Annotated in this window: 23 protein-coding genes; 8 read left to right on the top strand and 15 right to left on the bottom strand. The window is 45.0% G+C overall.

Annotated elements, in window-relative coordinates:
• The first annotated feature begins 158 nt into the window (after positions 1–158).
• Positions 159–1,589, top strand: coding sequence for a PTS glucose transporter subunit IIBC (gene ptsG / locus MKA69_RS00195; protein WP_055029990.1), 1,431 nt, complete (start codon positions 159–161; stop codon positions 1,587–1,589).
• A gap of 269 nt (positions 1,590–1,858) precedes the next feature.
• Entirely contained in the window at positions 1,859–2,257 is a 399-nt protein-coding gene (locus tag MKA69_RS00190; RefSeq protein WP_001053544.1) for a hypothetical protein, read from the top strand.
• A gap of 44 nt (positions 2,258–2,301) precedes the next feature.
• On the opposite strand, the gene MKA69_RS00185 is transcribed toward MKA69_RS00190, so the two are convergent.
• The 3 genes from MKA69_RS00185 to MKA69_RS00175 all read right to left on the bottom strand — a co-directional run bounded on the left by MKA69_RS00185 (position 2,302) and on the right by MKA69_RS00175 (position 4,935).
• Positions 2,302–2,394, bottom strand: coding sequence for a MetS family NSS transporter small subunit (locus tag MKA69_RS00185; protein ID WP_000155613.1), 93 nt, complete (start codon positions 2,392–2,394; stop codon positions 2,302–2,304).
• Complete coding sequence (locus MKA69_RS00180; protein ID WP_000818000.1) at positions 2,394–3,854, bottom strand: sodium-dependent transporter; 1,461 nt, start codon at positions 3,852–3,854, stop codon at positions 2,394–2,396. Before MKA69_RS00180 ends, MKA69_RS00185 begins: the two co-directional genes overlap by 1 nt.
• A gap of 490 nt (positions 3,855–4,344) precedes the next feature.
• Positions 4,345–4,935, bottom strand: coding sequence for an outer membrane beta-barrel protein (locus MKA69_RS00175; RefSeq protein ID WP_055029993.1), 591 nt, complete (start codon positions 4,933–4,935; stop codon positions 4,345–4,347).
• A 136-nt stretch (positions 4,936–5,071) separates the two neighbouring features.
• On the opposite strand from MKA69_RS00175, the gene MKA69_RS00170 reads away from it, so the two are divergent.
• Together MKA69_RS00170 and MKA69_RS00165 are read left to right on the top strand one after the other, a co-directional pair.
• Complete coding sequence (locus MKA69_RS00170; RefSeq protein ID WP_141237765.1) at positions 5,072–5,161, top strand: YnhF family membrane protein; 90 nt, start codon at positions 5,072–5,074, stop codon at positions 5,159–5,161.
• A gap of 18 nt (positions 5,162–5,179) precedes the next feature.
• Positions 5,180–6,325, top strand: coding sequence for a patatin family protein (locus MKA69_RS00165; protein ID WP_055034725.1), 1,146 nt, complete (start codon positions 5,180–5,182; stop codon positions 6,323–6,325).
• Between the two features lie 51 nt (positions 6,326–6,376).
• Here the strand turns inward: MKA69_RS00165 and pyk are convergent, their stop codons facing one another.
• On the bottom strand, positions 6,377–7,822 hold the full coding sequence (gene pyk / locus MKA69_RS00160; RefSeq protein ID WP_055032943.1) for a pyruvate kinase: 1,446 nt from the start codon (positions 7,820–7,822) through the stop codon (positions 6,377–6,379).
• 310 nt (positions 7,823–8,132) lie between these two features.
• On the opposite strand from pyk, the gene MKA69_RS00155 reads away from it, so the two are divergent.
• Positions 8,133–9,350 carry an ROK family protein gene (locus MKA69_RS00155; protein ID WP_055029996.1) on the top strand — a complete coding sequence of 406 codons (1,218 nt, stop codon included), beginning with the start codon at positions 8,133–8,135 and terminating at the stop codon, positions 9,348–9,350.
• Between the two features lie 98 nt (positions 9,351–9,448).
• Entirely contained in the window at positions 9,449–10,393 is a 945-nt protein-coding gene (locus MKA69_RS00150; RefSeq protein ID WP_000017254.1) for a chemotaxis protein CheV, read from the top strand.
• Between the two features lie 53 nt (positions 10,394–10,446).
• On the opposite strand, the gene MKA69_RS00145 is transcribed toward MKA69_RS00150, so the two are convergent.
• The 9 genes from MKA69_RS00145 to gap form a co-directional block, all read right to left on the bottom strand.
• The gene (locus tag MKA69_RS00145; RefSeq protein ID WP_095458593.1) at positions 10,447–10,737 is read right to left on the bottom strand and encodes a putative quinol monooxygenase; all 291 of its coding nucleotides are present in this window, start codon (positions 10,735–10,737) and stop codon (positions 10,447–10,449) included.
• A 19-nt stretch (positions 10,738–10,756) separates the two neighbouring features.
• Positions 10,757–11,152 (bottom strand): VOC family protein, encoded by a 396-nt coding sequence (locus MKA69_RS00140; RefSeq protein WP_000163720.1) that lies wholly within the window; start codon positions 11,150–11,152, stop codon positions 10,757–10,759.
• Positions 11,153–11,254: 102 nt separating this feature from the next.
• The gene (locus tag MKA69_RS00135) at positions 11,255–11,572 is read right to left on the bottom strand and encodes a ribbon-helix-helix domain-containing protein (RefSeq protein WP_305847333.1); all 318 of its coding nucleotides are present in this window, start codon (positions 11,570–11,572) and stop codon (positions 11,255–11,257) included.
• 123 nt (positions 11,573–11,695) lie between these two features.
• A complete protein-coding gene (locus MKA69_RS00130; protein WP_305847332.1) occupies positions 11,696–12,052 on the bottom strand; it encodes a hypothetical protein in 357 nt (118 codons plus the stop codon).
• A 139-nt stretch (positions 12,053–12,191) separates the two neighbouring features.
• Complete coding sequence (locus MKA69_RS00125) at positions 12,192–13,112, bottom strand: ChaN family lipoprotein (protein ID WP_305847331.1); 921 nt, start codon at positions 13,110–13,112, stop codon at positions 12,192–12,194.
• 77 nt (positions 13,113–13,189) lie between these two features.
• Entirely contained in the window at positions 13,190–14,008 is an 819-nt protein-coding gene (gene rlmA / locus MKA69_RS00120) for a 23S rRNA (guanine(745)-N(1))-methyltransferase (protein ID WP_305847330.1), read from the bottom strand.
• A 142-nt stretch (positions 14,009–14,150) separates the two neighbouring features.
• Complete coding sequence (locus tag MKA69_RS00115; RefSeq protein ID WP_305847329.1) at positions 14,151–15,146, bottom strand: DUF2860 domain-containing protein; 996 nt, start codon at positions 15,144–15,146, stop codon at positions 14,151–14,153.
• A gap of 229 nt (positions 15,147–15,375) precedes the next feature.
• Positions 15,376–16,266, bottom strand: coding sequence for a D-hexose-6-phosphate mutarotase (locus MKA69_RS00110; protein WP_305847328.1), 891 nt, complete (start codon positions 16,264–16,266; stop codon positions 15,376–15,378).
• A gap of 144 nt (positions 16,267–16,410) precedes the next feature.
• Entirely contained in the window at positions 16,411–17,406 is a 996-nt protein-coding gene (gene gap / locus MKA69_RS00105; RefSeq protein ID WP_055027818.1) for a type I glyceraldehyde-3-phosphate dehydrogenase, read from the bottom strand.
• A 338-nt stretch (positions 17,407–17,744) separates the two neighbouring features.
• On the opposite strand from gap, the gene msrB reads away from it, so the two are divergent.
• Positions 17,745–18,149, top strand: coding sequence for a peptide-methionine (R)-S-oxide reductase MsrB (gene msrB, locus MKA69_RS00100; RefSeq protein ID WP_305847327.1), 405 nt, complete (start codon positions 17,745–17,747; stop codon positions 18,147–18,149).
• A 45-nt stretch (positions 18,150–18,194) separates the two neighbouring features.
• On the opposite strand, the gene MKA69_RS00095 is transcribed toward msrB, so the two are convergent.
• On the bottom strand, positions 18,195–19,013 hold the full coding sequence (locus MKA69_RS00095) for a DUF2989 domain-containing protein (RefSeq protein ID WP_305847326.1): 819 nt from the start codon (positions 19,011–19,013) through the stop codon (positions 18,195–18,197).
• Between the two features lie 103 nt (positions 19,014–19,116).
• Here MKA69_RS00095 and MKA69_RS00090 point away from each other — a divergent pair, with 103 nt between their 5' ends.
• Positions 19,117–19,404, top strand: a complete 288-nt coding sequence (locus MKA69_RS00090; protein WP_000381014.1) for a YeaC family protein — start codon at positions 19,117–19,119, stop codon at positions 19,402–19,404.
• Between the two features lie 94 nt (positions 19,405–19,498).
• Here the strand turns inward: MKA69_RS00090 and ansA are convergent, their stop codons facing one another.
• Positions 19,499–20,512 (bottom strand): asparaginase, encoded by a 1,014-nt coding sequence (gene ansA, locus MKA69_RS00085; protein ID WP_000101382.1) that lies wholly within the window; start codon positions 20,510–20,512, stop codon positions 19,499–19,501.
• Positions 20,513–20,612: the final 100 nt, after the last annotated feature.

Here is a 20,612-nt window from a genome sequence, read left to right as displayed (position 1 = left end):
TCTTCGCAAACTAGAAAATTTGAGGGTTATCAAGATATATTTAGAGCCGGAAAATATAATGCAAAAAGTGGTTACATTTTCACTGGGTGCTAACATTTAGGCTACGGGGGTATGCCGTTAGCCCCAGCAATTCTAATAACTTAATCAGGAGCATAAACATGTTTAAGAACGCTTTTGCGAATCTGCAAAAGGTCGGTAAGGCGCTGATGCTGCCAGTATCAGTATTGCCTGTCGCCGGTATTTTGCTGGGCGTTGGTGCCGCTAACTTTAGCTGGCTGCCAGAGGTTGTATCAAATCTTATGGAACAAGCGGGTGGTTCAGTCTTCGGTCAAATGGCTTTGCTGTTTGCGGTAGGCGTAGCACTTGGCTTTACTAACAATGACGGCGTATCAGGTCTTTCTGCTATCGTTGGCTACGGCATTATGGTTGCTACACTGAAAGTGATGGCAACAGTAATGGGCGTTGATAATATCGAAACAGGCGTACTGGGTGGTATTTTAGCGGGTGGTGTAGCGGCTTGGTCTTTCAACCGTTTCTACAAAATCCAACTGCCTGAGTACCTAGGCTTCTTCGCGGGTAAACGTGCAGTACCTATTATTACTGGTTTCATTTCAATTGCACTGGGTGTGGTTCTGTCATTCATTTGGCCACCAATCGGTTCTGCTATTGCGACTTTCTCTGATTGGGCAGCAAACCAAAACCCGGTAACCGCATTTGGTATTTACGGTATTGTTGAACGTTCTCTGATCCCATTCGGTCTACACCACATTTGGAACGTACCTTTCTTCTATCAAGCAGGTACTTGTGTGAATGGTGCTGGTGAAACTGTTCACGGTATCATGACTTGCTTCCTGACTGCAGATGATGCATCTCGTGCAGCAGGTAATGGTTTCGGTCAACTTGCGGGTGGTTACCTGTTCAAAATGTTCGGTTTGCCAGCAGCGGCTTTTGCTATCGCTCATTGTGCTAAACCAGAAAACCGTGCCAAAGTAATGGGTATCATGGCTTCTGCAGCTCTGACATCATTCCTGACCGGTATTACTGAGCCAATCGAGTTCTCATTCCTGTTCGTTGCTCCAGTTCTGTACGCTATCCACGCTGTTCTTGCTGGTCTAGCTTATGTTCTGACTAACGCTCTGGGCGTGGTTCACGGCCATACGTTCTCTAACGGTTTCATCGATTTCGTTGTTCAATCACCACGCGCAGACAACATGCTGCTACTGGTCGGTTTGGGCATTGCTTATGCAGCACTGTACTACGTAGTATTTACTTTCGTGATTCGTACTCTGAACCTGAAAACTCCAGGTCGTGAAGACGAGAGCGCTGACAGTACAATGACTACTGGTAATGAGCTAGCTGGTGAACTGGTTGCTGCATTTGGTGGCAAAGCCAACATCACTAACCTAGATGCTTGTATCACACGCCTACGTGTATCAGTAGCGGATACTGCTCTAGTGGATCAAGACAAGCTGAAAAAGCTTGGTGCAGCGGGTGTTGTGATGGTTTCTGGTGGTGTACAAGCAATTTTCGGTACTAAATCAGACAACTTAAAAACAGACATGGATGAGTGGATCCGTAACCACGGCTAATCTCATTCTTCCCCCTAGAGAAAAGGAGACCACTGGTCTCCTTTTTTATTGTCATCCCTAAACTACCGCTTTTAGCCGCGGTGATTGTTTATTCAACTGGTTGGGCTTGGCGTTGAGAGTGAAGCGATCGTAGTGCATCAGCATTTGAATGAGTCGCCCGCTTTCTCGTTTTTTGTCAATAAGACTCTTCGGTTAACACCCGCTTGACACTTTTTTCAGTAAGCCAAGTAAATTTACGCTTCATTTTTTATCAAGGACAGGAATGTATTGTGAACTTGAGATTGATTGTTTTAGGGGCGTTGTGTGTTTCAAACGCTGCATTTGCCAATTCGAATAATGTGGCTGTGGGTATGGCAGTAGATCAAGGATTGAGTGCTGTTGTTGAGTTAGGGCAACAATATCGATTAACGGTGGGTAATGACGGTATGGCTGCTGATTACCTGTTTAAACGCGGCGATTTATCGTCATCAACGCCGCTAAGTTGGTATGTCGGTGCAGGTGCATGGGCTGAGTGGGATGATGAATTTGGTGTTAGGCTACCAATTGGGCTCGATTGGACTGTGGTACCTAACGTTGATCTATACGGACAACTGAGTCCACAAGTGAATTTTTACAGTGGTGCAGAGCTACAGCTAGGCGCAGCTGTCGGTGTGATTTACCGTTTTTAAATAAAATAGGCCAGCATGAGCTGGCCTTGATATAAGGCGATGAATTATTTATTCATGGCTTTTTTAATACAGATGGCAGCACCACCCCATGTGATCCCTAGACCGATGATCATCATAATAATTGCACTGATTGTCATTAGTATGCCTCCTTGCGTGAACCTGCATTGATAAGAACTCCAATCACCAAGAGTGCCGCGATAATGGCCCAACCCAGTGTTAAATCATAACCACCATAGCCTTCGGTAAACAGCGTTTGCAGTTTTGTCGCCACAATAATAGCCAGAATGACGGGGGATACGAAGCGCAGGCAAATATCAAACCATACACCGATGTTGAAGTCTGAAATACTGTTCACGTACTTACGTACATCTGAAATTTTGAGCAGCCAAGTCATGAGGATCAGCTCTACTAAACAACTCGCCATAATACCGACGTTGTTGGCGAAATGGTCAACCAGATCCAGCAGTAGTAAGCCTCCATTGGTTGCAAAGGCCATCGAAACGAGTACGCCTGTACCAATCACCACGTTTGCTGCTTTTTTACGACTCCAGCCCAGTTTATCGATAATCGCAGACGTTACGGCTTCCATGATTGAAATGTGAGAGCTCAAACCCGCTACAACAAGAGCGAGGAAGAACAAAGGACCAAGGATATAGGGGATAGGAAGTAAGTTAATCGCCGCTGGTAAAGTGACGAACGCAAGACCTACACCCGCAGAAACCACTTCAGTTAATGGTTTTCCTTGTTCTTGAGCCATGTAGCCCAAAACAGAGAAGATCATGATACCTGCGAGCACTGAGAAGCCACAGTTGATAAGCACCGTCATGAAGGCATTGTTTGTGATGTCTGATTTCTCAGGCAAATAGCTTGAATAAGCCAGCATGATGGCAAAGCCAATACTGAGCGTGAAGAAAATCTGTCCGTATGCCGCTGCCCACACTTTCACATCCCAAATTTTGCTGAAATCAGGTTGGAACATGTAGTTCACACCATCTAAAGCACCAGGGAGGAAAATCATTCGAGCAATAAGAATAAGTACCATGATAAACAGAACGGGCATCATGATTTTCGATGCACGTTCAATCCCTTTTTTCACACCACCTACAATGGCTGCATAAGTGATCACCCAGGCGATGAGCATAGCAAATGCAATTTGCCACTGAATTCCGCCAAGATTGGTCGGTGAGTTATCCCCTAACTTTAGATATTCACTAAAGAAAAAAGCATTGGTATCACTGCCCCAACTTTGGGTAAACGACATTCCGAAATAAGAGATAGCCCAACCAATAACGGCGACGTAGTACACAGCAATGACAGCAGCAATGCCTACTTGGAACCAACCAAGCCATTCAAATTTAGAATGAATTTTGGCTAGGGTCGTGGGTGCAGAACCACGATGCTTTTGCCCCATGCCAAACTCGAGGATCATAAACGGAATACCCGCGGTGACCATGGCAAACAGGTAAGGAATAAAAAAGGCACCCCCACCATTTTCATAAGCCATGTAAGGGAAACGCCAAATATTACCAAGACCAATCGCCGAACCTACGGCAGCTAATACGAATCCAACACGGGATCCCCATTGTTCTCGCTTCATAAACAACTCCTTGCAATATCCTAGGGTATGAAGCTTTTCGTCAGCGGTCGCTGAATCTGAGGATGGAAAAACAAGTTATCCGTACTGTTTTTGTGCGGTGAACTTTTGCTCTATCATCCATGATTCTGCAAAAAGTTAGTTATATATATTGATTGCTGAGCGAAAACCTAGGATTTTATTCTTAGTTACGCGATGTGTGTTTGCGGAATCTGAAATAATCAGCTACGCAATGATTCGAGACTACCGTTTTATTTTTTTGGTGGCAATAGATTCTATAGGTTAAAATATTGTTGTTGATGGGTTGTATTTTTTGTTTTTCTGTCGATTTTTCGATGAATATTGCGTGTACGGTAAATATGTTAGTGCATACAACTGGAATGAAGTTTTTCACTGATAGAACTATCTAATATAAAGCGAAGAGTGTCTGTCTAAAAAACAGACAACTCGTAGGGGATAAATCCAGTTTTGCGACTTTGTTAAAGTTTTGTGGTCAGAAGCGAATCGTGATACCAATCTGAGCGGAAGCTTGATTAAGCCAGTCAGAATTAAATTTTACGATACAGCTTTCTGATGACGGCAATGTACAGGCTGCAGTGGAATCGCTGTCTACCATTGTGCCTAGCCAACGTAGCTGAGCATTTACTGCAATATGTGATGCGATTTGGTATTCGAACCCGCCAAAGGCACTGGCTGAAAAACCATATTTTTTATCAGCCCAACTGACATCCGTATACGCCCCACCAAGGCCAAGACCTATGAAAGAAGAAAATTTGTCTGAGATAGGGTAGTAGATGCTACTTTGAAAATGTAAATAGTGAATGTTTGCATCTTGATTGACGAGGGTTTCGACTTGAGTTGGCTGAGCAAAATAAAACAGACCGACACGTCCTTTTTGGTAAGGGGTTTCAATGGCTAATGCGTAACTACTTGAACTTTCTAGATCGTATTGAGTGCCAGTTTGATTAAGCACTGTGCCGCCTATGGTATAGCCCATCGATGGTGTTACCATCCAATCTGCGGTGCTAAAAGGTGAGAAAAATAAAAGTAACACACTGAGAATTAAAATATTTATCTGACGCATCTTGAGTTCCTAGCCAAGTTTTTGACGATGAGAGTTATTGTGATAGTAACTGCATAATTGTGCACAAAAAAACGGCAAATCTTGAAGATACTTCACACCGATGTTATTACTTTGTTATGTCACCAAGGAGGTTGCTATGGAACAAGATCTGAAGTTTGCGTTGGTTATTGTTGCGATCACGTTTACTGCGTTGATCAGTTTTGGAGTGATTGCAATTACATACTAGTCTTGGGTGGTCCTGCATATGAATAGTGGTGGAATTGTTTCTGATGCATGGACGAAGCTCGATACTCAGCGCTTAGCGAAATACATCGGTGGTAAACATGCTTTGGTCGCCCAAGGGGGAGGCCAGAGAGGAATATTTACTGCTGGTGTATTAGACGCTTTTCTTCTCTCTAACTTCGACCCCTACCATGAGTTTTACGGTACCTCTGCTGGCGCCATGAATTTGTGCGCGTTTTTGTCCCGTCAAACGGGGTTAAGTAAAGCCTTTATTTTAGAACTCACCACTCAACCTGAGTTTTTCCATTTGTTTGGCTATATTCGGCGTAAGCAATACATGAATATGCAGTGGGCATTGGATCGTATTTGTGAATATCCCTACCGTTTAGATTTAGGAATGGCGCGTCAAGTGTTGGGTAAGCGAAAAGCTTATGCTGCCGTTACTTCTGCAGATGATCTGCAAGATGCCTACTTTCCGATGTTAGGTGGCGATTGGCAGCAAGTGTTACTGGCAACGTGTGCTATCCCTGGTCTTTACCCTGAACCTGTCACTCTTGCGGGTAAACCTTATATTGATGGGGGTGTTTCAGCTTCGATCCCTGTGCAAGAAGCGTGGCGTAAAGAGGCGCGCTTTATCACCGTTATCCGCACAGAATATACGCCACTAGAAGAAAAGGGTTCATTGCCGATGAGCATCGAGTCTCCTCATTGGCTACCCGAGTCATTAAGTTATCTCCAACAGCAATGGCAGCATAAATGGTCGGGATGGCGTCAGGAATGGAGTGAGTTTTTCCAGCAGCAGAAGCTGCGAGCAAGGGAGCAGAAAAAAGATCAGAAGAATTTGGATGCTCTCAATGGCGGTCGATGGCTCTTTGGTGCCGATGATATTTACCGCCTTAGTCACTTAATGGGGAGTAAATTTGACGCAGGTTTAGCGGATTTATTAATGGTGCATTATCAGACTTATGCGCTAACCAGTGAATTTCTTGATGCTCATCACGACGATACTTTTATTACGCAAATCATGCCTAGTGAGCCGCTTCATTCCAATTCCTTACTGAGTTCATCAGAAGATCTTGAATATGACTACGAGCTTGGCGTTAAAGCGGGGTATCGCTTTTTAAAGGCGTATAGTGAAGCAGGGGAGTTGCGTAAGAAACTCCTCTAGTCTTGGCGACAAAAAAGGAGGCCATGCCTCCTTTTTGCGTAATACGACAACTTAATAAACGGGGAGTATTCTCATGCAGTTGGTGGAGCCTTCTACGCCCATAATGTCGCCTTGGGTAATGATGACTAAATCGCCTTCTTCGAGTAGCTTTCTCTCTTTGAGTGCATCTAACGCTGCAATTGCCGCCTCAAGACCACTGGCTTGTTTGGTATCGAAGTAAAAAGGGATAACTCCTCGTAATAGTGCGCAGCGATTGAGTGTGGCTTGGTTGGCCGACATCGCAAAGATGGGGAATACGGAGTTTAGGCGTGAGGTCATTAATGCGGTGCGTCCAGATTCGGTCAGTGTCACCATGGCTTTGACGCCTTCCAAATGGTTTGCCGCGTAAATGGTCGACATCGCAATCGCTTCTTCTTCAGTGACGAACACACTTTTTATTCGATAGTTTTGTTCATTCGACTCAATCATTTTTTCAGCGCCGACACAAACTTCAGCCATTGCTTTAACGGTTTCGACAGGGTATTTGCCAGCTGCGGTTTCCCCTGAAAGCATGACCGCGTCAGTCCCATCGAGAACCGCATTCGCCACATCCATCACTTCCGCACGTGTTGGCATCGGGTTAGTGATCATGGACTCCATCATCTGCGTCGCAGTAATGACAACCCGATTCAGCTTTTTTGCCCGTGAAATCAGCTTTTTCTGGACGGCAATCAGTTCAGGGTCACCGATTTCAACCCCGAGATCGCCCCGAGCGACCATAATCACATCTGAGGCACGCACAATATCATCAATGTTTTCATCGCAAGACACGGTTTCCGCCCGCTCAACTTTAGCCACCATACGAGCATGCAATCCCGCTTCTTGGGCAAGCCGACGCGCATACTTCATATCTTCACCATTGCGAGGAAAAGACACGGCCAAATATTCCACCTGTATTTCTGCCGCGAGTCGAATATCATTTTTGTCTTTTTCTGTTAATGCATCGGCGGATAATCCACCGCCTTTTTTATTGATGCCTTTATTGTTGGAAAGCGGTCCGCCAACCAGCACGGTGGTATGAATTTTATTGGCTTCTACACGTATCACTTGCAGTTGCACACGACCATCATCAAGCAACAAGATATCGTCTTGGCGGACATCTTGAGGGAGTTTTTTGTAATCAATCCCGACACTTTCTATCGTTCCTTCCCCTTTAGCTAAGTCGGCATCAAGAACAAAAGATGCTCCTTCCGCTAAGATGATTTTTCCTTCTTTAAAGGTCGATACGCGAATTTTGGGTCCTTGCAAATCTCCGAGCAGGGCGACATGGCGACCTAATTTAGCCGCAATCTCACGTACTTTTTGAGCTCTATTTTTATGATCTTCGGGTGTACCGTGTGAGAAATTCATTCTCACGACATTGGCTCCTGCACGAATGATGGCTTCTAAAATTTCGGGGCTTTCTGTGGAAGGACCTAAGGTGGTGACGATTTTTGTTCTACGTAAAGTTGAGCTCATATCAAGGTTCCTTAGATTTGAAAGTATTAGCGAGGCTTATACTCAGTATAGTGACTCAGAAAAAGTTAGATCGTTTTTGCTGTGAAGTAAGTGTTTGAACTGGGATATCACTCCTATGATGACTTTGGGTTTGTTCGGTTTTGGTATACCGTGCGAATCGATGAAAGAGGGAAATAAAGCCTAATAATTGGATATAAAACACAAACTTCTAGGGATATGCGTGATATTTGTCACGCCTATCTGACAAAGAACTTCACAATTACTTCGCAAAGTAAAAAAATTGGTTTGTTGTTGAATTCCGGAGCGTCGCATGTACATGGCTCAACCCGGCCACATTGATCACATTAAGCAGATCAATGCCGGTCGCGTATATAAACTCATAGACCAAAAAGGGCCAATCTCTCGCATCGACTTGTCGAAGGAGAGTGAGCTTGCGCCAGCCAGTATTACCAAAATTACGCGTGAGTTGATTGACGCTCACTTAATTCATGAAACGACGGTTCAAGAGGCGATCAGCCGAGGTCGTCCTGCGGTTGGGTTACAAACCAACAATATGGGATGGCAATTTCTTTCTATGCGTCTTGGCCGTGGTTATCTCACGATTGCCCTACACGAACTGGGCGGGGAAGTGTTGATCGATACCAAAATCGATATCCACGAAATCGATCAAGATGATGTTCTCGCTCGTTTATTGTTTGAAATTGAAGAGTTTTTCCAAACTTATTCCGCACAATTAGATCGGGTAACTAGCATTGCCATTACGTTGCCGGGATTAGTCAATTCTGAGCAAGGTATTGTGCTGCAAATGCCGCACTACAATGTAAAAAATTTAGCATTAGGCCCAGAAATATATAAAGCCACGGGGTTACCTGTTTTTGTTGCTAATGATACAAGGGCATGGGCATTGGCGGAAAAATTGTTTGGTCATGCTCAAGATGTTGATAATTCAGTACTCATTTCAATCCATCATGGACTAGGGGCCGGGATTGTACTCGACGGACGAGTATTGCAAGGCCGGCATGGCAACATTGGCGAGTTAGGCCATATTCAAATCGATCCCAAAGGTAAGCGTTGTCACTGTGGAAATTACGGTTGTTTAGAAACAGTGGCGTCCTCACAAGCGATACGAGATCAGGTCAAAGCTCGAATTATGGCTGGAGAAACCAGTTGCCTTGCCATAATCGAAGATATTTCTATCGAAGATATTTGTGCAGCCGCTGCGGATGGAGATCCACTGGCGGTGGACGTAATTCAGCAGCTTGGGCGTTATTTAGGTGCTGCGATTGCGATTGTGATTAACCTATTTAACCCAGATAAGGTCTTGATCGGTGGCGTAATTAATCAAGCAAAAGCGATTTTATACCCCTCGATTGAGCAATGTATTCGCGAACAGAGCCTACCGGTCTATCATCAGGATTTACAGTTGGTCGAATCTCGTTTTTATAAACAGGCGACAATGCCGGGTGCTGCTTTGATTAAGCAGGCGCTCTATGATGGTCTACTCTTAATGAAAGTGGTCGAAGGATAATCGATAACTTCATTAGTAAGAATTTCAGCCTTGCTTACATTTACATTTATACCTAGGGGCTATACTGTTACCAAGGTATTCATTTAACGGAATTTCGTATGTCAGGTGTTTTGAACACGGTAGACCAGCGTACTAATCTGGTCGGCGAAAACCGATTGGAGCTGTTACTGTTTAGCCTCAATAGTCGTCAAATTTTTGCGATAAACGTTTTTAAGGTCAAAGAGGTCATCAAAGTACCCCAATTGACTAAAATGCCGGGCTCGCATCCACATATTACTGGCGTGGCATCCTTACGTGGTGAACCCGTGCCGGTGATTGACTTACGCTCTGCTATTGGTTTTCCTCCTCGTCGAGCTCAGGACACTGAACAAAATCTGATCATCACCGAATATAACCGTAGTGTGCAGGGCTTTTTGGTTGGGCAAGTACGTAACATTATTAATACGGCATGGACCGAGATCCAACCGCCCCCTAAATCAGCGGGAAGGGCTAACTACCTGACGGCGATTACCCATGTTAAAGAACAAGGCAATACCCAGATCGTTGAAATCATCGATGTTGAGAAAGTGCTAGCAGAAATCGTTCACTACGATGTCTCTATCTCGGAAGAGGTGCTGGATCATGAACTGCTAGATGACATGACTGGGCGTACAGTGTTGATCGTTGACGATTCCTCTACGGCAAGAAATCAGGTCAAAGATACGCTGTCACAGCTTGGTTTGAATATTATTGAGTGCCGCGACGGGTTGGAAGCTTTACACCTTCTTAAATCTTGGTGTGATCAGGGCAAAAATATCTACAAAGAATTGCTGATGATGATCACTGATGCTGAAATGCCAGAAATGGATGGGTATAAGTTAACTCATGAAATCCGTAATGATCCACGTATGAAAGATCTGTACATCACGCTTAACACTTCACTTAGTGGTAGTTTTAATGAAGCAATGGTACAGAAAGTCGGGTGTAACCGTTTTATTTCTAAGTTCCAACCGGATTTGTTGGTGCAAGTTGCACAAGAGCGCTTAAGAGAAGTGCTCTCTTAGTCAATCCTGTCGTGGTGATGCTATTGAAAAGGCACTCGTTGAGTGCCTTTTGCTTATTCGCTTAATGAGGAATAGAACTGAATCTCAGGTTCAGCCATTAATAAGCCAGCAAGGTCTGCAATGAACTGTTGAAAATATGAGCTTTGACAATGGTGCTCAAAAGCGGCTTGATCAACAAATTGTTCCTGAAATAGAAACACGCCTTGCTTGGATTGCTGTTCAAACAGATCGTAACGAAGACAACCTGCTTCTTGTCGAGTCGGCATTAGCATGCCTTGAGCTAATCGGCGAACCGTTGGGATGTGGGTAGTTTTAGCATGCAATATTGCGGTTAAGTGGATCAAAATTATTCCCTCGGTATTGTTATAGGTAACGTCCTTGACGTTGCAAAAACTCAATTTTGTAACCGTCGGGATCGGTCAGAAAAAAGAAGGTAGCAAGATGTTGTCCGTGATGGTCCAGTGCCTTTATCTCACTGGGTTCTAAGCCTTTTTTCATGAGCTGTCGGTGGGTGGTATCGATATCTGACACACTAACGGCAATGTGCCCATACGCGTTGCCCAGAAGGTAAGGTTCAGATTGATGGTGATTAAACGTTAGCTCTAACTCTACCTCTGTTTCATCATTGCCAAGATAAGTGAGCGTGAAGTTATCGAAAGCGTATTGAGCACGAACATCCAGTTGTAGTGCTTGCTGATAGAAATGAATCGAGCGCTCTAAGTCATGAACGCGCAACATAGTGTGGATGAGTTTGGTCATGTATCCTCCAATAATGTGGAGTAGATATTAATGACTCGATCTTATGATGTGGTAGTAGATGAGTACGACAAACCAATTTCTCTGATAGTAAGGCCGACTCTTTTAGGCGGTCGGAGAGTGGTTTTCGAATAATTGATGTCGGACATGAGCCATCACATCAGTGGGGTCACGCAAATAGATAAGGCATGCACAACGCAGCAAAGAGGCAAAATTGGTGATATCACCAGTGTATTCGAGCGCCTCACGGTATATAAGACCAATGAAACGCGGCAGGGGCATCTCTTGAGCTTGCGCGATTTCTTCTAGAATTTGCCAGAAGCTGGCTTCGAGCCTCACACTGGTTGCATGGCCGTCAATACGCACTGAACGAGTGATAAATTGGTAGTTGTCTTTAGGTTGGTTGGCAAAAATTTCACACATAGCTTTCGTTTAGGCAGATTAAAACCCAAGAATCTTGGTGATTTTTAGTGGTTGAGTCAACCTGCTTTGTTGATTTGTGGCAGAGTATCACTGCCACAGTGCATGCTTGTTCAACGTGACAATTTACAATACGGCGAGAAGAATGCCACCTATGGTTGCCGCAGCGGAAAGATATTGCCCTGCTGAGTAGGAGGTGTCTTCAACTTCTTTCACTTTTTCTGGATGATCCATGCCAAGAGCTCCATAAGTGAAGGATTCGACTTTGTCTCCTACCGTTTTATCTTTATTTTCAGTCGTTTTACCTTCTTTCTCAATCTCTTGCAAAGCGGCAAGCAATGCCTTGCCTTCCTCAGATAGGGTAACTTTATTCTGCTCCACTTTCAGCGGAGCTGGGGCCGTATCTGGCTTAGCAGGTGCTTGATATTTCACCGTTTGGTGGGATGGCAATGGTTGCACTGCTCCTGCGCCTATTGGGTTCATACATCACTCCTAAGTCATTACTCTGATCAGTTATCGACCGCAAACTATAAAACTTGTGCTCTTTTTACACTTTATGTGCGAAAAACAGGCAAGCAAATGCTGTGCCTGTTTTGAGTATCTGACGAGTTTTAGGATTGAATTATTCGCAAACGAGATCTGTGTTGCGATTTTTCAATGCGTTAATCGCTTCTGCTTGATGCGCTTTTTGCACATAGCGCACTGGGGGAGTGAGGACCTGCAGTTGATAATCATCACTTTGTGGCGAAATTTCACCGACAGGAGTGATGATGACAACTTTGAGATTTGGGTTGCGACGCAAAATCGATGCCGCCGTGCCTAAACCCTGCTGAGTATGGAACATGCCGGCGATGTGTAGAACTTTGCGTTCAGGATTCGCGGCGAGATAGCGAACAATGCTCTCGGCCATGGTTTCATCCCACGTGATTTGCGCAGCATATTGCTTTTCATTTTGAGCGGGGTTGCCGTGGTGCATAGAAGCCATAAACATATTTTTGTATGGTGAATCTTGCGTATTGATTTCGGCTGCTATCCATTGACGCTGCTCAGGTGTTAAGCGATCGATATATTCCATTCCAACTCTACCAATGCAACGTACGATAGGTTTAGGGGCATTGGCGGCAATGACGGGAAGTTGTTGGCTTTTCGCTAACTCGACTAAAGGGCGATAATCACTCTCGTAATTGGGCCATGCATTACCTTTTTGGATCAGATACTGCTCACCAATTTTCCCAGTGAGATAGTCATCCACCAAGGGCTGTGTATCACGGGTAAACTGTTCCATCGACAATGCCATCGGATGGCCATTTTCCGTCATCTGCTTAAGCAAATCAGTCTGGAAACGGTGGATACCTGCGTGGGTATGCCATTCACCGACCAGGATCACGTCAGCGTTTTCGATTTCAGCAGGCAATCTTTGTAGGCTGATCCGCTCACCAGTTGGCGTCGCCAATTGATAGTCATAAAAGGTACTAACTTGCGTTGGAGTGGCTGAGCAGCCGAGTAAGCTGAAAGAAAGGAAAAGTGCCGCAATAGTGCGCATAAGAAAGGCCTCCATAAAAATTGCGCTCATGGTAATGGAGGCGACTGACTTATGCAATCAATGAGAATCGTTATCAGTTATTTTCTGCGATACACTCGGAGCATAAAATCGGCTTCACATTCGAAAATGTTACTTTGACTGACTTGCTCTTTAAATTCTTCACTGGCACGCCATGCGAATGGGGTCATTTGCAGTAAGTCGGCCGCTTCCGCTCCGTTGAGTACCATAGGGTAGTGGAGTTTGTACTCTTCAACCAATTCAAAGCCGGATAGGTTTTCTGGTTGTTCTTCATGTAAACGCACCTGCTCGTAGATGCCTTGTTTAAATTGATAGAGATGGCGAGCGGCAGGCGTTACGGTAATCACCACTCCGCCCATTTTTACACAGCGCTGCAATTCCGTGTTTTTGCAAGGTGCGTAAATGCGGATCACCCCATCGAGACTTTGTTCTGAAAACGGTAATCGATGGCTAGATGCTACAGCAAATTGGCATTCCGGGTAGCGTTTAGCGGCATAGCGTATGGCGATTTTGGAAATATCTAACCCAAAGGTTTGAGCTTCACTGTCTTGCTGGCGCAAAGTATGGGCAAAAAAGTCGGTGTAATAACCTTCACCACAACCGATATCAAGCAGTGTTTGTTGGTGGCCAGTGAGGTATTTTTGGCACAATTCTGCCACTTTTTCACGCATTGGAGCGTAATGGCCAGTGTGTAAAAAGCGACGACGTGCTTGAGTCATCTCTTTATTGTCACCGGGATCTTTGGAGCGTTTGTGCTGAACTGGCATCAAATTAACATAGCCTTCTTTCGCGACATCAAACTGGTGGCGATTGAGGCAGGAATAAGTGTTCTGGTTAAGCGTTAGTGGATGCTCACAAAGGGGGCACAAAAAGGTCATAGTGGACTCGAACAACGAAATAGAAGCGTAATTTTAACGGCACCAGCATGAAATAAAAAGCTAAGCGTAGCATTGAGTCTATCTATGTTGTTATGGTGAGGCCGCTTAACAGGCAAGCAGCCTCCATGTTGAAGTTCAACCACTAAAAATCAAAGGCGACACCGGTTGAAAGAAAAGTCGATTGTTGGTCAAAAAAGGTCACCACATCATCGGTTTCACTGATGCCAGCCATCGCGTTGATCGAGACATTTTTCCAACCAAAAGGTGCTCGGTAAACATAAAGAGCAAAAGCGCTCCAATGATCAGCATCGCGGGTCTGAGCAAAAATAGGGTGTGAAGTATCATATTCCTCTTGACCATAATTGAGAGTCAAAAACAGGGCTTGTGGTCCAAAAAAGGTATTAATGCCCAGTTGATAATCTAGCGCCGCAAAATCAAAAGCATCCCCTTGTGCATCACGCTGGGTATAGCTGATTTTCGGAACGAAAGACCAAGAGCGGCTCAGTGGTAAAGAGACTTCCGCGGAGACTTGTTGGTACTCACTATTTCGATCCAATAATGCGATCTGTGCGCTCGTTAATCCGGATGTTGTACCACTTCGCTCTTCATCCACTTGGTAATCTAAATAGGCGTAACGCAGTGTCAGAGGTAAAGCGAATGGGGCAGTATAAGCCAAACGTCCGCCTTGGGCGCTAATGTCAGTTGCCGATCTTGTCGTTTGGGTGAGATAGGGATCGCGCCACGTTTCATTCACTCCAGGCAGTGAAGGAAAATAAGCCAACGTGAATTCCCCAAGCCTATCGAATCGATGTGTGATGCCGATCTCTGCTTGTAATTGACCTTCGATGACTTGGTCAGAACTTTGTCCTGCAAAAATTTGAGTGTTTCCAGAGGCAAAGGTGTATTGCACATTTCCCAGTGGAGCAAACAGAAACTCAGAAGTGGTTTGCCCTGATTGCTGTAAATTGGCCGTTACGGCATTGTCATCATTGGTATTTAACTGGGATTGGGTGTGTATATAAAAGCTGTTAAGGCTGAGTGTGAAGTCCCAACCCGGTTGAGTTTTATCAGGCCCTTGAGCTGCGTATGTTAATGGTACGACGAATAGGGCGGTAAGCCAGGGGTAAACAATTTTCATCAGGCATCCTTACCAAATTGTGTGTTGAGCATCAGAGAGTATTTTGCATAGCAAGGCACAATTATACCTAGCAAAACCTTGAACGCCATGAAGAAAGTGTGAACGAAATGTTAAGTCAATAGGGGCTGAGCTGAAAAGGAGGGCGACTGTCAGAAAATACGCAGCACGAGCCTTTTAAGGTTACGGTGATTATCATCGTAACCTTACAGAAGTACGTGCTGCTTTGGGTTTAATGCGCGTGGCTAGAGATGAGCGTCACTAACTTATGGTTTTCCCCTGGCTGTAAGGTTTTACCTGTAGCCAGTGATGATGCATGCAGGGTTGATTCAACACACAAAAATTGCAGATACCCGTCATCATTCATATCCGCCATCGCTTGTGCACCTTGTTGCCAAGGGTTCCACAGAACGGCAGAGTTGTGGCCTTGATTCTCTACGATGAGTGTGCGGTTGAGTGCGGAATCTTGCACTTTGATCGCAGCTTCAGGTTGGGTATAAACACGGTCGATAGTGTCAGAGAGTGCCAATGGCCCGGTACTAGAACAAACGCGGCCCTCTTGTAGGCTGTCAATATATTCTGCACCAATACCGGTAGTGTGAGTTTTACGAATATCCCTTACGTGCAAGTAAGAGTGTAAAGCACCGGAGAAAGTCCATGCTTTATTATCCGTATTCGTGATATCGAGTGTCACTTTCAAACTTTCACTGATTTCAACGTACAAACGAACATCAAACAGATAAGGCCAAATGGCGATGCTTTCTGGTGTGGACTTCAAGCCTAAAGTAACGATAACACCTTGTTCATTTTCACGGTGTTCAATCAATTCCCACTCTTGGCTGCGTGCAAAACCATGGGCTGGAGCGGCAATGCGACCAAACCATGGCCAACACACAGGAATGCCCCCACGCAGCGCCGCTTTACCATCGTAAATCGCTTGCGAGCTCATCCACAACAAGTCGGCTTCGCCCTTCGGCTGAAAGGAAAGGACATGACCACCGTGTAGTGAGATTGCGGCACAGGCTTTATCATGAATCACACGCACGATTTTAACTTGATCTTGCTGAACAATCGTTACGCAATCAGACAGTGCAGTGACGGTATTCAGAGAGTATAAATCCATCTTAATTTCCTTGATTCTGCGTTTCAGCTTGACCTGAGTTTGGTATGCCTAGTAAAAATCGTCAGCAATACCAAAACCCAGATACCAAAAAGGCGACCCTAGAGTCGCCTTTTTGTTTAACGAAATTCTTCGCTAATCACTACATTACTTAGAGATGTGAGCGATCAGGTCTAGAACTTTGTTTGAGTAACCGATTTCGTTGTCGTACCAAGATACCACTTTAACGAATTTGTCAGTCAGTGCGATACCAGCGTCAGCATCGAAGATAGAAGTGCGAGTGTCACCGTTGAAGTCAGTAGAAACTACTGCATCTTCAGTGTAGCCTAGAATACCAGCTAGTTCGCCTTCAGAAGCTGCTTTCATTGCTGCTTTGATGTCGTCGTAAGACGCTGCTTTTTGCAGGTTAACAGTCAGGTCAACTACAGAAACGTTAGCAGTTGGTACGCGGAAAGCCATACCAGTCAGCTTGCCGTTCAGTTCTGGAAGAACAACGCCTACTGCTTTTGCTGCGCCAGTTGAAGATGGGATGATGTTTTGAGAAGCACCACGACCACCGCGCCAGTCTTTCGCTGAAGGACCGTCAACTGTTTTTTGAGTAGCAGTTGTTGCGTGAACAGTTGTCATAAGGCCAGACTCGATACCGAAGTTGTCGTTCAGTACTTTAGCAATAGGAGCCAGACAGTTAGTAGTACAAGAAGCGTTAGAAACGATGTCTTGACCAGCGTAAGTTTTGTGGTTTACGCCCATTACGAACATTGGAGTCTTGTCTTTTGAAGGACCAGTCAGAACAACTTTCTTCGCGCCTGCTTCGATGTGTTTACGAGCAGTTTCGTCAGTCAGGAACAGACCAGTTGCTTCAGCAACAACGTCAACACCGATTTCGCCCCATTTCAGGTCAGCTGGGTTGCGTTCTGCAGTTACACGTACAGTTTTGCCGTTAACGATCAGGTTACCGTCTTTAACTTCAACAGTACCGTTGAAACGACCGTGAGTTGAGTCGTACTTCAGCATGTAAGCCATGTAATCTACGTCGATCAGGTCGTTGATACCTACAACTTCGATGTCAGCACGCTCTTGTGCTGCACGGAAAACGAAACGACCGATACGGCCAAAACCGTTAATACCTACTTTGATAGTCATTATAGTTGCTCCACAACTTAATTTCTGATTAAAGATAACTGGTAGTAAAATTACAGAATCCAGTTAAAAGCTGCAACAGATAATCGGACTTAACTTGTTTAAAGTCAAAAAAAAGCGTCGCTTTTTTTCACAATCGTTTGCAACTGATTAACTTTTAAACTTGAACCTGCTTTTTATACTGACCAATTGACATAGAATGTAACTGAGCCTAAGCCCAATTTACATCAGGAATTCTGGTTCAAAATAGAGTGAAAAAGTATGTGCCACAAACTCAACAATAAGCAAGTTTTTCGCTAAAAATGGTTGGCTAAACGTTAATTCAAAAGGAAATCGCAACTGTGAAATTTGCATCAAAAGAACCGCTAAAGCCTGATGATTACTGGCGTGAACGTTTGACGGAAGATCAATATTATGTGTGCCGTGAGCAAGGTACAGAAGCGCCTTATTCAGGTACGCTATTACACAATAAAGAGACAGGTTTTTACCACTGTACGTGTTGCCAAGCTGCGCTTTTCAGCTCAGAAAATAAATACGATTCCGGTTGCGGCTGGCCAAGTTTTGATGCCCCGATTGATGAGCAAGCGGTGTGCTATTTGGAGGACTTGAGCCACGGAATGGTACGTACAGAGCTCCGTTGTGCTGGCTGTGATAGTCACCTTGGGCATGTTTTTGAAGATGGCCCTAAAACGACGGGGTTACGATTTTGTGTTAACTCAGTGTCGTTAATTTTCAACAAAAAGTGAAAAAGCGGTGAGAATATCACCGCTTATCGTTAAGACCTTTCATCATTATTTCAGTTGAGGAATGAGTGATTGGGTATAGTTGCCGTCATGAATGGCTTTGATGATGGTTTCTGCCGTTCTATCCAGTTCAGTAAATTGTTCTGGGCTAAAACGGTATAGTCGTTTCATTTCGGCTTCAGAGGCAACAGGAACCCCAAACGCTTTTCCTACCATTGCCCACAGGTAAGCCTCTTCTTTATCGTTGAGTGCGTGATAATTACTCGCTAAGGCTTTCAGTATTTCGGTATTAAGGGGGTTGCCATTTCCCAACTCCAGCGATTTATGCAATAGCTGGATGGTTTTAGCTTTATCACGGTCGGCATAAAAAGTGGCTAACGCGTATTGCATCTCGGCGGTGTCGAGTTCAGGTTTTCCTTCTAGCTGCAAAAAGGCGCGGCGCGCACTGTGATCGCCAATCTGGCTCCATAAGAAATACAGAACCAGTGGGGAGTGAGATTGTTTGAGCTCGGCAACGATACGCTCTTGCTCTTTGCCCATATTCACTAATGCATTAAAACGTTTTTCTTTCAGCTTGGTTTGATCAATAGCTTGAATTTGCGATGCGAGTTCGAGGCATTTTCGATATGCGCTAACTAACTGATATTCTTTGATTACTTTATCATCACTGGGTGACTTTAGTAGTTCGTAACGATGCCAAATCAGGTCGGTACGCGGGATCCTGCATTGCCCATCATCTAAGTTCAATTGTTCACAGCGTAGATTAGGGTTGTCTACACAGAGTTTTTCAGTGTTTTTGCGATTCTCGAAGCAACCATTTAACAGAGTGAGGCTGGTGAGAATGAGTAATGGTTTAGTCAAATTCATGGTATCGGCTTGTGATCAAATACACTTATTTATTTAGCTGTTCTTGACGCAATGCGCTAGCCCGTTATGTTGACGCCACATCACTTTTAAGCAGGACGAGATCATGGACACACAACAATTGATTAATGCAATTACGCCTGAGGCTTATCAGCGTTTGCTGTACGCCGTGGAAACGGGAAAGTGGCCTGAGGGTACACCACTTTCACAACAGCAGCGAGACTCCTGTATGCAAGCTGTGATGTTGTATCAATCTAAGCATAATACCGAAGCGGATCATATGTCGGTTGGCGTGGGTGGCGAAGTGGTTTTCAAGTCGAAAGCGGAACTTAAAAAGCGGTTTACAGCCGGGGAAGAAGACATCTTGCGTATTAACCCAAACCAAGAGAGGTAAGAGGCGGTAAGCATAAAAAAGCCCCGCACAGTGCGAGGCTGGTTGCGAAGTGAGCTGAATGGACTACACCGACTTCAGCTCTTGTCACTGGAAATTACAGGGTCATTTCACCACGTAGTACTTGCTGCATCTTTGCTTTCACTTCTTCATATGAAAGGTTCTGGCTGAGCAGATAATGCAGTTTGGCGAGTGCCGCTTCAGGCGTCATATCATAACCACTGATCACGCCGGAATCAGCGAGTGCACAGCCTGTCGCGTATCCCCCCATATTCACCTTGCCCGCAAGACATTGTGTGAGATTCACGACGATGACTCCACGCTCTGACGCTGCTTTGAGCTGAGCCAATAATTCGGGATTTTGTGGTGCATTGCCCACACCAAAGGTGAGCAGAATCATCGCATTAACGGGTTGCAGTAACGTGTTGCGAATCACCTCATGGGAAATCCCTGGGTACATGGTGATCACGCCAATCGGTTGAGGAGTGATGGGGTTGACTTTGAACTCACCATCCGGCTTTTCATCTACTTTGACGTTAGTGCTCAGTTCAATATTAATCCCCGCTTCCAAAAGTGGTGGCAGGTTGGGTGAACTAAAAGCACTGAAACCATCGGCGTGTGATTTACGGCTGCGGTTTCCACGCATCAAACGGTTATTGAAGAACAGCGTTACTTCATTGATTGGGTAGTTGGCTGCGATGTGTAGCGCATTGAGCAAGTTGGCTTGACCATCTGAGCGCAGATCAGCCAGTGGGATTTGTGAACCCGTCACAATGACCGGTTTACCCAGATTTTCGAACATAAATGACAGTGCTGAGGCGGTGTAAGCCATGGTATCCGTACCGTGGAGGATTACAAAACCGTCGTATTTGTCGTAGTTCGCGGCGATATCATCGGCGATGAGTTGCCAATCGGCAGGGGTCATATCCGAAGAATCCATTAAAGGATCGTATTCGTGAATGGTAAACAGAGGCATTTCTGGGCGGTGAAACTCGGGCATGCTGGCGAGTTGTTTTTCCATAAAACCTGCGACAGGGACGTAGCCGTGATCGGATTTTTTCATGCCAATGGTGCCGCCAGTATAGGCGATATAAATATGTTTTCTTGCCATAGCGAGAAATCACTCAGTGTAGGGAACAGAGCGGGGATTATAGCGAAAACTCTTGCAATAAAAAGAGGCGCTTCCTGCAAAGCGCCTCGGTATATCAAGG

It is taken from the genome of Vibrio sp. AH4 (assembly GCF_030710545.1).
GTDB classification, from domain to species: Bacteria; Pseudomonadota; Gammaproteobacteria; order Enterobacterales; family Vibrionaceae; genus Vibrio; species Vibrio metoecus.
The sequence above is the reverse complement of the archived record's forward strand: the minus strand, read 5'-3'. Positions and strand labels throughout refer to the sequence as shown.

Excerpts from the sequence above, each read along its gene's own strand:
- MKA69_RS00155 (WP_055029996.1), top strand. The coding sequence starts at position 8,133 with ATGTACATGGCTCAACCCGGCCACATTGATCACATTAAGCAGATCAAT.
- MKA69_RS00140 (WP_000163720.1), bottom strand. The coding sequence starts at position 11,152 with ATGACCAAACTCATCCACACTATGTTGCGCGTTCATGACTTAGAGCGC.
- MKA69_RS00150 (WP_000017254.1), top strand. The coding sequence starts at position 9,449 with ATGTCAGGTGTTTTGAACACGGTAGACCAGCGTACTAATCTGGTCGGC.
- MKA69_RS00130 (WP_305847332.1), bottom strand. The coding sequence starts at position 12,052 with ATGAACCCAATAGGCGCAGGAGCAGTGCAACCATTGCCATCCCACCAA.
- MKA69_RS00110 (WP_305847328.1), bottom strand. The coding sequence starts at position 16,266 with ATGGATTTATACTCTCTGAATACCGTCACTGCACTGTCTGATTGCGTA.
- MKA69_RS00170 (WP_141237765.1), top strand. The coding sequence starts at position 5,072 with ATGGAACAAGATCTGAAGTTTGCGTTGGTTATTGTTGCGATCACGTTT.
- MKA69_RS00090 (WP_000381014.1), top strand. The coding sequence starts at position 19,117 with ATGGACACACAACAATTGATTAATGCAATTACGCCTGAGGCTTATCAG.
- pyk (WP_055032943.1), bottom strand. The coding sequence starts at position 7,822 with ATGAGCTCAACTTTACGTAGAACAAAAATCGTCACCACCTTAGGTCCT.
- MKA69_RS00125 (WP_305847331.1), bottom strand. The coding sequence starts at position 13,112 with ATGCGCACTATTGCGGCACTTTTCCTTTCTTTCAGCTTACTCGGCTGC.
- MKA69_RS00095 (WP_305847326.1), bottom strand. The coding sequence starts at position 19,013 with ATGAATTTGACTAAACCATTACTCATTCTCACCAGCCTCACTCTGTTA.
- MKA69_RS00175 (WP_055029993.1), bottom strand. The coding sequence starts at position 4,935 with ATGCGTCAGATAAATATTTTAATTCTCAGTGTGTTACTTTTATTTTTC.
- gap (WP_055027818.1), bottom strand. The coding sequence starts at position 17,406 with ATGACTATCAAAGTAGGTATTAACGGTTTTGGCCGTATCGGTCGTTTC.
- ptsG (WP_055029990.1), top strand. The coding sequence starts at position 159 with ATGTTTAAGAACGCTTTTGCGAATCTGCAAAAGGTCGGTAAGGCGCTG.
- MKA69_RS00185 (WP_000155613.1), bottom strand. The coding sequence starts at position 2,394 with ATGACAATCAGTGCAATTATTATGATGATCATCGGTCTAGGGATCACA.
- MKA69_RS00180 (WP_000818000.1), bottom strand. The coding sequence starts at position 3,854 with ATGAAGCGAGAACAATGGGGATCCCGTGTTGGATTCGTATTAGCTGCC.
- MKA69_RS00115 (WP_305847329.1), bottom strand. The coding sequence starts at position 15,146 with ATGAAAATTGTTTACCCCTGGCTTACCGCCCTATTCGTCGTACCATTA.
- rlmA (WP_305847330.1), bottom strand. The coding sequence starts at position 14,008 with ATGACCTTTTTGTGCCCCCTTTGTGAGCATCCACTAACGCTTAACCAG.
- MKA69_RS00165 (WP_055034725.1), top strand. The coding sequence starts at position 5,180 with ATGAATAGTGGTGGAATTGTTTCTGATGCATGGACGAAGCTCGATACT.
- MKA69_RS00135 (WP_305847333.1), bottom strand. The coding sequence starts at position 11,572 with ATGTGTGAAATTTTTGCCAACCAACCTAAAGACAACTACCAATTTATC.
- ansA (WP_000101382.1), bottom strand. The coding sequence starts at position 20,512 with ATGGCAAGAAAACATATTTATATCGCCTATACTGGCGGCACCATTGGC.